12 protein-coding genes and 1 tRNA gene are annotated in these 12168 nt (G+C 55.1%); 10 read left to right on the forward strand and 3 right to left on the reverse strand.

What is annotated here, in order from left to right; translation table 11 throughout:
• The first annotated feature begins 2 nt into the window (after positions 1 to 2).
• Both M0974_RS21255 and M0974_RS21260 read left to right on the forward strand, forming a co-directional pair.
• Entirely contained in the window at positions 3 to 692 is a 690-nt protein-coding gene (locus M0974_RS21255) for a 3-oxoacyl-ACP reductase family protein (RefSeq protein ID WP_297841302.1), read from the forward strand.
• A gap of 175 nt (positions 693 to 867) precedes the next feature.
• Positions 868 to 957 (forward strand) — tRNA-Ser (locus M0974_RS21260).
• Between the two features lie 182 nt (positions 958 to 1139).
• Here the strand turns inward: M0974_RS21260 and M0974_RS21265 are convergent.
• Positions 1140 to 2069 (reverse strand): AEC family transporter, encoded by a 930-nt coding sequence (locus tag M0974_RS21265; protein WP_297841305.1) that lies wholly within the window; start codon positions 2067 to 2069, stop codon positions 1140 to 1142.
• Between the two features lie 101 nt (positions 2070 to 2170).
• Between M0974_RS21265 and M0974_RS21270 the strand changes: the two genes are divergently transcribed.
• The 4 genes from M0974_RS21270 (at position 2171) to M0974_RS21285 (ending at position 6393) form a co-directional block, all read left to right on the forward strand.
• Positions 2171 to 3046, forward strand: coding sequence for a LysR family transcriptional regulator (locus M0974_RS21270; protein ID WP_297841308.1), 876 nt, complete (start codon positions 2171 to 2173; stop codon positions 3044 to 3046).
• Positions 3047 to 3607, forward strand: coding sequence for a DUF2938 domain-containing protein (locus M0974_RS21275; RefSeq protein ID WP_297841311.1), 561 nt, complete (start codon positions 3047 to 3049; stop codon positions 3605 to 3607).
• Between the two features lie 185 nt (positions 3608 to 3792).
• Entirely contained in the window at positions 3793 to 4005 is a 213-nt protein-coding gene (locus tag M0974_RS21280; protein WP_297841313.1) for a hypothetical protein, read from the forward strand.
• A 219-nt stretch (positions 4006 to 4224) separates the two neighbouring features.
• A complete protein-coding gene (locus M0974_RS21285) occupies positions 4225 to 6393 on the forward strand; it encodes a response regulator (RefSeq protein ID WP_297841316.1) in 2169 nt (722 codons plus the stop codon).
• An 81-nt stretch (positions 6394 to 6474) separates the two neighbouring features.
• Here M0974_RS21285 and M0974_RS21290 read toward each other — a convergent pair whose 3' ends face one another.
• A complete protein-coding gene (locus M0974_RS21290) occupies positions 6475 to 6810 on the reverse strand; it encodes a hypothetical protein (protein ID WP_297841319.1) in 336 nt (111 codons plus the stop codon).
• A 241-nt stretch (positions 6811 to 7051) separates the two neighbouring features.
• Here M0974_RS21290 and M0974_RS21295 point away from each other — a divergent pair, with 241 nt between their 5' ends.
• From M0974_RS21295 to M0974_RS21305, 3 genes are all read left to right on the forward strand, one after another.
• Entirely contained in the window at positions 7052 to 7480 is a 429-nt protein-coding gene (locus M0974_RS21295) for an NUDIX hydrolase (RefSeq protein ID WP_297841322.1), read from the forward strand.
• A gap of 216 nt (positions 7481 to 7696) precedes the next feature.
• On the forward strand, positions 7697 to 8479 hold the full coding sequence (locus tag M0974_RS21300) for a substrate-binding domain-containing protein (RefSeq protein WP_297841325.1): 783 nt from the start codon (positions 7697 to 7699) through the stop codon (positions 8477 to 8479).
• 33 nt (positions 8480 to 8512) lie between these two features.
• Positions 8513 to 9130, forward strand: coding sequence for a LysE family translocator (locus M0974_RS21305; RefSeq protein WP_297841328.1), 618 nt, complete (start codon positions 8513 to 8515; stop codon positions 9128 to 9130).
• A 52-nt stretch (positions 9131 to 9182) separates the two neighbouring features.
• Here the strand turns inward: M0974_RS21305 and treS are convergent, their stop codons facing one another.
• A complete protein-coding gene (gene treS, locus M0974_RS21310; protein WP_297841333.1) occupies positions 9183 to 11249 on the reverse strand; it encodes a maltose alpha-D-glucosyltransferase in 2067 nt (688 codons plus the stop codon).
• A gap of 581 nt (positions 11250 to 11830) precedes the next feature.
• Here treS and M0974_RS21315 point away from each other — a divergent pair.
• Positions 11831 to 12130, forward strand: coding sequence for a hypothetical protein (locus tag M0974_RS21315; protein ID WP_297841336.1), 300 nt, complete (start codon positions 11831 to 11833; stop codon positions 12128 to 12130).
• Positions 12131 to 12168 lie beyond the last annotated feature (38 nt).

Below are 12168 nucleotides of genomic sequence, written 5' to 3' on the forward strand. Positions count from 1 at the left end.
GCATCGGCGCAGCCATTGTCAAACACTTGGCCGAACAAGGCGCAGCCGTCGCTTTCACCTATGTCAGCTCGCAAGCCAAGGCCCAGGAACTGCAAGACAGCATCACTGCCAAAGGCGGCAAAGCACTGGCCATCAAAGCTGACAGCGCCGATGCCGAAGCTATTCGCCACGCGGTGAAGGTCACTGTCGAAACCTTTGGCCAACTAGATATTCTGGTCAATAACGCGGGTGTCCTGGCCATCGCACCGCTGGAAGACTTCAGCCTGGAAGACTTCGACAGAACCCTGGCGATCAACGTCCGTAGCGTGTTCATCGCCTCACAAGAAGCCGCCCGCCACATGAAAGAAGGTGGACGCATCATCAACATCGGCAGCACCAACGCCGACCGCATGCCCTTTGGCGGTGGTGGCCCGTACGCCATGAGCAAATCGGCGCTGGTTGGCCTGACTAAAGGCTTGGCACGGGATCTCGGTCCACGGGGTATCACCATCAACAACGTGCAGCCCGGCCCAGTCGATACCGACATGAACCCGGCCAGCGGTGACTTCGCCGACTCGTTAATCCCGCTGCTCGCGGTAGGTCGCTACGGCACCGCGGACGAAATCGCCAGCTTCGTCACCTACCTCGCCGGCCCGCAAGCGGGCTATATCACAGGCGCCAGTCTGACCATCGACGGCGGTTTCGGCGCCTGATCACGGCTTTACGCTGACAAATGACCCAGCCCCGGACTTCGATAAAGCCGGGGCTGAGTCGTATCTAAGTGTTATTCGCTTAAGCGCATGAAAATTCTGAAAAAAACTTTTGCCTTCGCAGAAGGTTTCGACTACATTAGCGCGCCTCGACAGACCGAATGGTTTGACGAGATACGGTGAGGTGTCCGAGAGGCTTAAGGAGCACGCCTGGAAAGTGTGTATAGAAGAAATTTTATCGAGGGTTCGAATCCCTCCCTCACCGCCACATTGAAACAACACGAAGCCCCTGAATTCATTGATGAATTTCAGGGGCTTCGTGGTTTCTGGGGTTTGAAAAAGGTGCTTGGGCTGATATGGGGCAGGTCCTCGGTATTGAGCGCGTGCCGTTTTCGGGTCTGAGCCGACGGCAGGACGCTAAAAACGTGGAATTCTTGCGCTGAACACTTTTCAGTCCGAAAAAAATCGAAGAATAAGTGATATGGATACCAACGATCCAAGCGTAGAAAGCAGAATACTCCGAGAGATCACCCCTGCTTCGCGGCGATAATATTCCGCCAGCATAAATGGCCCCGTGCCTGTAGGAAGAGCGCTTAGAAGCAGTGCGGCTTGGGCCCATAATGGCGGAAGGTGAAACACTCGGAAGGCGAGATAACCTGTTATCAACGGCTGCACTATTAGCTTTATCAATACCAGTGGCCAAGCACCTGTCACCCGCCCTTCTTGCTTGTGTGCGAGAAAAAGGCCCAATGAGATCAGCGCACAGGGGGTTGTCGCGCTCGCGAGCATGTCCAGGAAATGGAGCACGGGCACTGCGAGTCCCAAGCCAGTCGCAGCCCAAAGCCCACCCGCGATGGGGGAAACCACCAGAGGGTTTTTCGCCAACGCACGCACTACCGTAGCAACGGCCCTACCGATGTGTTTTTCCTGTTGAAGCCCTATCTCAATGCAGATAACAGAAACTGAGAAGAGCCCGCACACAACTATAAGCGAGGAAATCAACGCGGGCTGAAGGCCCGATGGCCCGAGTACAAGCAAGCACAGCGGGATACCTATGTAACCAGTATTGGCATAGGAAGCGCTCAGCCCATCGATGCTCGCCTCGACCAAGGAATGCTTCCCCACAATGCGCCATGCCAGGGTCGCAAAAAATACACAAAAAGCCCCGCCGCTAAACGCGAGAACAAAGCCGGGCTGCCATATTTCCACCCAAGTTGCGGTGGCTGTTGTTTTAAATAACAACGCAGGCAAGCACAGCCAGACCACCAAACGATTGATTTCTGAAGCCGCCGATGGCCCTAGACAATTTGCCTTCCGGCAAATGAATCCGACCAAAATCAGCGCAAAGATGGGCAAAACGACAGTAACGACTGAATGCATGAAGAGCGACGCCAGGATCAATCAAAGGCACTGAGCTTAGAGTTGACATTCAATGCTGTCTAATGCGTACTGAGCGGCCCACCAATACGCTTGACGTATCAATGATCGAACTCCGTCAAATTCGTCATTTCCTTGCCCTGTGCGAGCACCTCCATTTCGGAAAAGCAGCTGAGTCATTGCACCTGACGCAACCGTCTCTTAGCCGCTCGATTGCGGCGCTGGAAGCGGAACTGGGGTCGTCATTGTTCGCCCGTCATTCAAGGTCGGTGCTATTAACAGCAGCAGGCAAAGAGTTTCAAAGCCGTTCAAGAGAAGTCATATCAGGGCTCGACTCTGCAATACGCCATACAAAAGCAACTGCACAAGGAGCACGCGGAATATTGCGCGTGAGCTTCACATCGTTAGCGGCCTGGACCGTCTTACCATCGCTCATGAAGCGTTACATGGGCGCGTATCCATCGGTCGATATGGTGTTGAATGAAGTCCTGCCTAAAGACCTGCCTGCGGCGGTGCAACGTGGCGATGCTGACGTAGCGCTGACCTTCCGCGTAGATGCCACGGAAAGCTTGAACTACCGAGCCCTGCATCACGAACCTCTGTGCGCCGTCATACCGAGCGATCACCCACTGGCGGGTACGAGCCCTATCGACCTTGAGGCGCTTCGACATGATGCCTTCATCACCTTCCCCAGAATCAACGCACCGATACTGTATGACGCGGTGATGGACTGCTGCAGAGATGCAGGGTTACAGCCCGTGGTCAGGATTCAAACACACCTGCAACAAACCATCGTCAATTTGGTGGCCGAAGGGTTAGGCGTTTCGGTGGTGCCCGCCTCCATGCGTAAACTCCAGTTGCCGGGTGCGGTATTTAAAGACATCGTCAACTCGCCGCAAATTGAATACGGCATGGTCTGGAAAATAGGAAACGATAATCCTTGCCTGTCCACATTCTTGAGACATTTTGACGTTTACTGAATGGCTAGCCCCACCGTGCCGAAAACGGGTACGGTGGGCGGCGACCACCCTGGGTCGCCTACTTCGGACACGCACACGATGCTCGACTTTTTTTACAACGCACTCTTGATCGGCATTGGCGCGACAGCGCTACTCGACCTCTGGGCACAACTGTTGCGGATCACTCTGCGCATTGCGACACCGCCTTGGCATTTTGTGGGCCGCTGGTTCGCTGGCATGCTCCAGGGCAGGTTCGTCCATTCTGAAGGCATCAATCAATCGCCTACCGTCGCCGGCGAACTGGCCATTGGCTGGGCCATGCATTATGTGATCGGCGTGCTGTTCGCTGCCGCCTTGCTGGCAATCTGGGGCGTGGATTGGGTGCATGCCCCGCGTTTCATTCCTGCATTGATCGTCGGTCTGGTTACCGTGGGTGCCGGTTGGTTCATCCTGCAACCAGGAATGGGCGTCGGTATCGCCTGTTCCGGAGCCCCCAAACCCAACGTGGCGCGCCTGTTGAATATTGCGGGGCATGTGGTATTCGCCATCGGGCTGTACGGCAGCGCTTTGCTGGTGGGCTGATTGCACTGGTGATTTGAAGGCATGATTCCCCCTCGTCTGAAACGGTATGCGGGGTTGCACGACTGGCTTAAGGATTGCAAAGGTGCCTACGGTTCGAAGTGGCCGACAAAATTCTGTCACTCACACCGAACTTAGATGCTCTAAGACTCCAGCAATGCAATTTGTCACCTACCGGGAGGTGGGACGTGTCGACCCTCAATGAAATAGCAGCCAACTACGCAAGGATGGCTAAAGCGCTGGAAGATTCAAAGTGCCTGTCCAGCGGGGAGGAGCGTGACGTACTGGCTGCCCTGTCGGAACTCGCCGAAGAGTCCAGCAAGCTGAATGAACAGTTTTCTACTTTTGCCAAGGTTGGCGCTGCCCCCGCTCACGCAGAAAGCGCACTCCACTGCGTCTAAATACGGCACGAAAAATAAGCGCGGCACTCTTCTCTCGTCATTCGTCGCTAAAAAACATTCACGTGAGTGTTTTTTTGATAAATGAATGTCATTTGAGCAGTAATCTTGACCGTTCCGGTGTAAAACGTAAGGCAAGAAGCAATGAGCCATAGTGCCTATCGCTGACTAGCGCTGAAGGTACTCAGCTTTCGCGCCAGCCCTTACGTTCTGGAGCCAGTCTTGTCTTTAGTTAGTGAACTAGCGCCGCTTCGTCAGCAAACCGTGTTGGCGAGGTTTGGGGAGCTCGCGCTCCAGTCAAGCAGTCTTGATTTCATTCTGGATCAGGCATGTGCACTGGTGGGTGAAGCGCTGGGTACTGATTTATCCAAAGTTATGCAGTTGCAAGACGACGGCATAACACTCTTGGTGCGCAATGGAGTGGGGTGGCTTGCAGGAGTCGTGGGTGTAGCCGAAGTAATAGCGGAGAAAGGCACATCCGAGGGCTATGCGCTTGAGCGCGGGCAACCGGTCAGGTCTGAAAACATCCAAACAGAAACGCGCTTCGAATACGCAGACTTTCTGAAAGAGAATGGCGTTCAAGCGCTGATCAACGTCCCGATCATGGGCACTGAAGGTAACCCACCCTTTGGATTACTTGAAGTCGATAGCCGAACTCCCAGGAAATTTACCCAGGAAGACACTGACTTTCTTCGTAGCTACGCCAACCTTATCGCAAACGCCATTGAGCGCTTCCGGATCCTTGAAGAGATTCGCGAGGCGCAAGCGAAGTTACGCCTTAGTGAAGAGCATTACCGGATAGCGACGGAGTTGAACCCGCAGATCCCCTGGACTGCCGATGCCCTAGGCAACACCACCAGCTTCGATCCCCGTTGGTTCACGCTCACCGGAATGACCGAACAAGAAGTGCTGGGCAAGGGATGGCAACAAGTCGCCCACCCGGATGATCTGGTGCGCATGAGCGTCAGTTGGTCAACCGCAGTTTCACAGCTACTTCCGTACGACTTCCGAGGGCGGTTAAGAACATCCCTGGCAGGCTACCAATGGTTTCGCGTACGCGCGTTTCCAAAACTGCGCAGTGATCAGACATGCGAGCAGTGGTACGGCACGGTTGAGAATATTGAAGAGCGTATTCAGCTTGAAACAGCGCTGCGGGATTTGAATGCGTCACTTGAAGAACGAGTTGCCCAACGTACGCAGGATCTAAAGAACGAGCAGCATGAGCGCGAGATTACCGAGGAAAAACTGCGACAAAGCCAGAAGATGGAAGCGGTAGGCCAACTTACCGGTGGTATTGCGCATGACTTCAACAACATGCTCGCTGGCATCATCGGCAGTCTGGAATTGATGCAAGTTAAACTGGATAAAGGTCAAACCGATAAGTTTCATATTTATATCGCCATGGCGATGGCGTCGGCTAATCGTGCCTGTGCCCTCACCCACCGGCTGCTGGCCTTTTCCCGGCAACAGAGTCTGGAGCCCAAGCACCTCTCCCCTAATCAATTGATTGTCGGGCTGAAAGATCTCATCAGTCGCACCATAGGTCCGAATATCCACCTGAACACCTCGCTGTCCGCACTTGGCAATGTGTATTGCGATCCGAACCAACTCGAAAACGTCATTCTCAATCTGGCGATCAATGGGCGCGACGCCATGCCTGAGGGCGGCACGCTTACACTGGAAACCTCGCAGACAGACATCGACCCAGCAACGGCCGACAGGCAAGACCTGCAACCGGGCGCTTACATCAAAGTGTCGATAACCGACACTGGGATGGGCATGACGGCCGAGGTCAGCGCACGGGCGTTCGAACCTTTTTTCACCACCAAGGCTATTGGCGAAGGCACTGGACTAGGATTGTCCATGGCCTATGGATTCCTCCAGCAGTCTGGTGGACAAGTTCGAATCCATAGCGTCTTGGGTATTGGCACCACCGTGTCGCTTTATCTGCCAGTCGACTCTGGGCAGCCAGGGGCTGCGCACAACAACGTGGCAGCCCCTTCGTTGGTCCCCAAAGGCCAAGGCGAAACCATCTTGCTGGTCGATGATGAAACGGTGGTCCGAGAGCTGATCAGCGAAATGCTCAGCAATCAGGGTTACAACGTCGTAGAAGCGATCGACAGTCGCTCAGCACTGATCGAGGCTGCGCGACTGAAGTCCATTGACCTGTTGGTCACTGACATTGGTTTGCCCGGCGGGACCAGCGGACGGCACTTGGCGCTTGCGCTAAGGGAGACGGAACCGGATCTCAAAGTACTGTTTATCACCGGATTCGCTCAAGATGCCGCAACCAGAAATGAAGTCCTCCTGCCCGGCATGCAACTTCTCACCAAACCCTTCAGCATGACCGCACTGGGCAGCCGTGTTCAGCGCATGATCGAAGCGCAATAGCAGAGGCAGGCTCAAGAAAAAGCCCGAGTTCAAAATGAATCGGGCTTTTTTACACCAAACCGCTATCGCGGAGCAGTGCTACTACTGAGCGTTTTTCAGCTTGACTACATCGCCAGAGATTTTGGTGGTGTAACCGGTGAGGACCCATGCCCAGAACCAATTTTCCTGTACTTGGGTGTTAATCATCGCGTCGCCGCCTTTGGCCTTGATCGCAGCGTCTTGAGCACGAACAAAACGATTGTTCTGCTGGATTGGGATGACACCAAACAGCAGCAGGCCAGTGGCAGTAGCTTCACTGTGGCCCAGAATAGTGTATTGGCTGCTGTCATACTGCTGCGTCTTCATTGCGGTTCCAGTGCAACCCGCTAACACCAAGGTGAACAAGGCAGACGCAACAACTTTACTAACGTGATTCACTGAGTAACTCCATGGGAAAAATGCTCGGGATCCATCTCTCAAGCGGCGCACACTCTAGCCGATGAAGTAGCACATTGATATCGCTAATGAGCACGTAAATCGTCTGTATTAGTGTTGATATAACAACGCAGCCGACGGCGCCATTGAAGTTCAACTAAGAGTCCTGCCTAATCCGAAGGGTGGCGTCCACTAAGGCCGATGTTAAGCTGCCTGTCCTTCGACACACCCCGAGGCTCTTACCATGCCACCCTCCCCCAACTTCTCTGGCGCGAAGATCGCCGTGATATGCAATGGCGAGCTGTTGACCTATCAGCGTGACAACACGCCGACGATCCCGTGGCCCGGTCTTTGGGATCTACCAGGCGGCGGGCGAGAAGCAGACGAAACACCGGTGCAGTGTGCGTTACGGGAAACCGAGGAAGAATTCGGGCTGACGCTTGACCCTGCATGCATCCTCTGGACCCGCGTCTATCCAGGCCAAGGCATGCAGGGTCTCGACACGTGGTTCTTCGTCGCAGAGGTTCCACTCGGGACGTTTGCCCAAGTGGTATTCGGTGATGAGGGGCAGCGCTGGGAGGTCGCGACGGTAGAAGAGTTTTTGGCAAGAAACGACGCAATCGTGCCTTTGCAGCAACGGTTGCGTGAGTTCTTGTCTGGAGCAAAAGTTTAGCGAGCGACGGGCCTGGCCCGCCGCTGCGTCAGCACTCAGCACTCAGCACTCAGCGTCAGAGCGTCCACTTCAACGAGAACATCAAGTTGCGCGGGTCGCCGTATACACCAGTGCCCTCGGCATTCGGAATGCCTTGCCAGTAGCGGACCCAACCCCACTAGCCCACACCCGAAAAACCGGTCACATTAACGCCCCCTCGCCCGCATCGAGCCACCGATGAAATCACTGCCCAAGCACCTAGCCCTCTCCCTGCTTCTTAGCGCAATCGGCCTAAGCACAGCCTTACAAGCAGCCGACCTCCAGGTCATGACTTCAGGTGGTTTCACCGCAGCCTACAAAAACCTCGGCCCCAAATTCACCGCCGACACCGGCAATACGCTGACCACAATTCTGGGTCCGTCCATGGGCAAGGCACCCGAAGCGATTCCCAACCGCCTCGAACACGGTGAAAAAGCCGATGTGGTGATCATGGTCGGGTATGCGCTGGACGATTTGATCAAGCAGGGCAAAGTGATGCCCGGTTCGCGGGTTGAATTGGCTGACTCACGGATTGGCATGGTGGTCCGAGCAGGTGCTGACAAACCGAAAATCGCGTCGGTGGACGAACTCAAGGCCGCGCTGCTCAAGGCACGTTCTGTCGCCTACTCCGACAGTGCGAGCGGCGTTTACATTCAAGATCAGTTGTTCAAGCGCTTGGGGATCGAAGACCAGCTAAAGCCTAAAGCGAACAGGGTTCCGAAGGTTCCAGTGGCGTCGGTGGTCGCCACCGGCGAGTATGAAGTGGGCTTTCAACAAGTCGCTGAACTACTGCCGGTATCGGGAGTGACGTACGTCGGCAAGATACCGGAAACGGTGCAGTCGGTGACACGCTACGCTGCTGGTATTCCAGTTAATGCCGAGCATCCAAAAGAAGCCAAGGCTTTGCTCACCTATCTCGCTTCGCCAGCGGCTCAGGATGACGTGAATGCCACGGGGCTGGATTCAATCGAGCAAAAATAAGCACCCTTTTCTTCCGCTGACAGGACATTCAATATGATCGATGGACCGGCAGTTTTAACCGTTTTTATGGTGTACGTGGCGGGTGTGGTAATCCCTGGCCCCAACTTTGTTGCGGTGGTTCACAAAGCAGTCGCCGCCACCCGCGCTGAAGCCTTGGCGTTGGTCGCCGGTATTGTGCTGGTCAATATGTTCTGGGCGGCCTGCGCTATCGCAGGGATCGGCGTGGTGTTCGCGGCCTTCCCTTGGGCGGCGCTGGTAGTCAAAGTGTTGGGCGCGGCCTACCTGATCTGGTTTGGCATGCGGCTGTTGATCAAGTCCGCAAACAACCCTGTTGCGCCGGACAACCACAGCGCCAACGGAACGTTTAGGCAAGCATTTCTGCAAGGCGTTGTCACCAATATCGGCAATCCGAAATCCATGGCGTTTTTTGCCGCTGTATTTTCATCCGCAGCACCCGCGAACGTTTCAAACGGCACGTTTGGGTCGATGCTGGCGGTGGTGGGTTTAGTAGCGTTTACCTGGTATGGAATTGTCGCTATAGCGCTGTCGCAGCCTGAGGTTGCATCGTCCTATCGGCGAGCGAAGAAGGTTATAGATCGACTGTGCGGCGGTTTGATTGTGGGGTTGGGGCTGAGGCAGTTGTTGCGGTGATCAAGGCCGCGACCAGCAACCCCGGTCACGGCTGTGCATTGGACTCACCACATCAAACCATCGGCAACATACTCACCACCCGCAACGCCAACCCTTCATAGGCATCCAGCGTTATCGTGAATTCACCGTGCTCGGTCAGATCGCCCTCAACCCGCTCGTTGATGATGTCCACCACCGGGCCAGGGGTGATATCGGGCAGGTGCAGGGTTTCGACGATTTGTTCGCCACTGAAGTTGAGCGCGGTGATTTGCGTACCCTTCCCCGCTGGCAATTCGTGAACCATGATCAGCAAACCCGGGTGTTGCACGTCCGGGATTAGAATCTGCTTGCTGGCGGCGATGTCGTAGGCGCGGCGCACGGCGAGTATTTTCTTTAGCTGTGAGGCGAAGGAATCCGGGCGTTGCAATTGGGAAGTGATACTGCCGTAAAGCGTTTTCGGGCGCGGCATGTTGCCGGCGGAAAACTCGGCTTCCGGGTCGAGATCAACCAAATCGTAAGCGCCGCGGTGGATCCAGCGGGTGTCGCCATCCTGCATTAAATGCTCAACCTGTTCAGCGGGCAACGTCAGCGCACCAACCAGATCCCAGCCAGACAGCGCAAATACGCCGGGTTGCATGGCGTTGTACATCACCAACAGCAGGTGGATGTGCTGAATTTGCTGTATGTCGGCGTCGGTAATGGCGTCGAGGTCACGAATGCCCAATGCGGCGGTAATAATACTAGCGGTGGTGCAGGACACGCCGTTGGTAACGAACTTCAAGTTGTAGGGTGCATGTTCTCCTGCCAAACGTTCGTACATCTCTTCGCGGATATGTTCGCGCAGGATGTTTCCGGGAAAAGTTTGACCTTGATAGTGATAAGTATCGTGGGCATGCAACGTCCAGAAGTGCACTAACTCCAGGGTTAGTTCATCGTGATTTTGCAGCGCATGAATCAACGACGCCGGGTCGATTCCAAACACGTGCACTTGGCGCAGCATCAAGCGCAAAAACTCGGTGGTGCCGGTGAGCAATGCGTGCTGGTAAGCGGGTCGTGTGATGAAGTCGTACGACAAGTCCGCCCCACCGTGGGACATGGCCGCGATGTCATCCAACGTCAGGTTCAGCTCCTGAAAGCTGAAGCCGCCCGCTTTGCGGATCGCGCCACCCAACAATTGATTGCCAGTGATCGACAGCGGATGGCTCTCGGACCAGGCATTGCCTTCAGCCTTGCGCTCGACCCCGAGGAAGCCGTTGGCATCAAGACGCAACACCCGCGCGCCCATGACGTCGATGGCATGCAGCGCGTCGCCGATGATCATCTGCTGCGCAGCAAAGCTGGGGTCCAACCAGTTAAGGGACGGTTGGCCCTCTTTGAAATAGTGCAAGTACACCCAACGACGGTCCTTGCCGTCTACGCCGGTGACTACACCGGTGGCGCTCCAGTCAGTCTCTTTGACGCCGGGCTCGAAAAAGATCACCCGCTGCAATTGGCCAACGATGTAATGCTTCTCCTTGAGGCTGTCGACGACTTCGGGCAGCAAATTTACCGCATCGCGAGTGGGCGGAATGTCAGGTAACAGGGACCAGTCTTCCTCACGGATTTCGACCATGTGGTAAAGGCCCGGATAATCTTCGTAGGCCATTTCTGCCAAACGGAAGTCCGCGCCTTTGCCGGTGTGGGACGGAATGACGTCGTCGATCATCACCGCGTTATGCGCGGCGGCAATCCGGCTCAAGCCCAGTAACTGCGCTTCGGTACCGAGTTCAGGGTCGATTTCGAAGCTGATTCGGTCGAAGTTACCGTCGATGCTCGGGGTGCGTTCGCGACCGCGCAGACCACCGGAGGCTTTCAGCGGCCCATTGTGAATACCCTGCACGCCAATCTCGGACAACGCGTGCCACAGCGTTTCATCACCCAGCGCTTCGAGCACCGAGCCACCTTCGCGAGTGATGATCGACGCCGGGTAAGCGGTGAACCACACCGATGCGATCGCCGAAGCATCCCGAGGTCGAGCTTGGGCGTAGGGCCTTTGCCAGAGACGACCCTGACCTGAATACAACTTCGCACGCTGCTTAGCTGCGTTGAGCATCGACTGCTCAACCAGCCAGTCCACATACTGCTTATCCGGGATCGCCATACTGCCAGTCACTCCGTTTTCACGTGGTTTTGCAGACGAATAGTCAAAGGGAACGTGCCCTTAAAGCTGATCCGTTCTGCACGCGGTTACAAATTCATGCACTGACTGTAAGAGCCCTGGCAACGGCAAACGTTGCATGGCCACAGCATTTGTTGGGCCTTTGGGGCGTGGGTCGATCTGCGGGCAGTCGTCGCCTTTCGCAAGATGGCGCTTGAATCATCGCGTGATCGGCCTATGATGGGCATCTTGTTGTACGACAACGTACCTCGCTAATGAAGGCACGTTGCTTCTCCCACACACTGGCGAGACTCTAATAAAAATGAATGCTCAAGACCCGAATTCCAGCACCCTATTCCTCGACACGGTTTGCTATCCCCCTGTGTGCCTTGACCACAGACTCGATTCGCACTAGTTCCGCTGAGTCCGTTAGCTATGTACGTCTGCCGTCATTACCGCGACGCGGGCCTTCTTGTGCCTCATGGGAATATTCACAGAGCACTTAACGGACTAACCGCCCCACTTACCTTGCATGCTTAGTTCCAGAAAACACAATAATTACAACTAATGGTTTTGGAGAAAATATGGACACACGCGTTGGCATCATTCTGGGCATCACCATCGCTTACTTCGTGGTGATGTCATACATCGGCTTCAGCGTGCGCAAACACGCTAAAAGCAGCGACGGGTTTACCGGCGGCGGCAGGAGCTTCCCACCGTTTTTGATCGCTGCATTGATGCTGTCTGAATTCATCGGCAGCTCGGGCTCGTGTCGCATTCAAAGCAGCGTTCGATTCTATCCCTTTCGTTACAAACCCCTTGAGGAAACAAACACCTCTCGAGTGAGAGAAAGCACCTGTCTACTTCCTTGCGCAAGGGCCTGACTTAAAAAGCTGGGAAGTTGAGTGGTTTCTTTTGCAAC

It is taken from the genome of Pseudomonas sp., from assembly GCF_026224925.1.
In the GTDB taxonomy this organism is placed as follows: domain Bacteria; phylum Pseudomonadota; class Gammaproteobacteria; order Pseudomonadales; family Pseudomonadaceae; genus Aquipseudomonas.

What these genes read in the sequence shown, in the direction of transcription:
- M0974_RS21265 (WP_297841305.1), bottom strand. Translation starts at nt 2,069, where the DNA reads ATGCATTCAGTCGTTACTGTCGTTTTGCCCATCTTTGCGCTGATTTTG.
- M0974_RS21270 (WP_297841308.1), top strand. Translation starts at nt 2,171, where the DNA reads ATGATCGAACTCCGTCAAATTCGTCATTTCCTTGCCCTGTGCGAGCAC.
- M0974_RS21275 (WP_297841311.1), top strand. Translation starts at nt 3,047, where the DNA reads ATGGCTAGCCCCACCGTGCCGAAAACGGGTACGGTGGGCGGCGACCAC.
- M0974_RS21295 (WP_297841322.1), top strand. Translation starts at nt 7,052, where the DNA reads ATGCCACCCTCCCCCAACTTCTCTGGCGCGAAGATCGCCGTGATATGC.
- M0974_RS21300 (WP_297841325.1), top strand. Translation starts at nt 7,697, where the DNA reads ATGAAATCACTGCCCAAGCACCTAGCCCTCTCCCTGCTTCTTAGCGCA.
- M0974_RS21305 (WP_297841328.1), top strand. Translation starts at nt 8,513, where the DNA reads ATGATCGATGGACCGGCAGTTTTAACCGTTTTTATGGTGTACGTGGCG.
- treS (WP_297841333.1), bottom strand. Translation starts at nt 11,249, where the DNA reads ATGGCGATCCCGGATAAGCAGTATGTGGACTGGCTGGTTGAGCAGTCG.
- M0974_RS21315 (WP_297841336.1), top strand. Translation starts at nt 11,831, where the DNA reads ATGGACACACGCGTTGGCATCATTCTGGGCATCACCATCGCTTACTTC.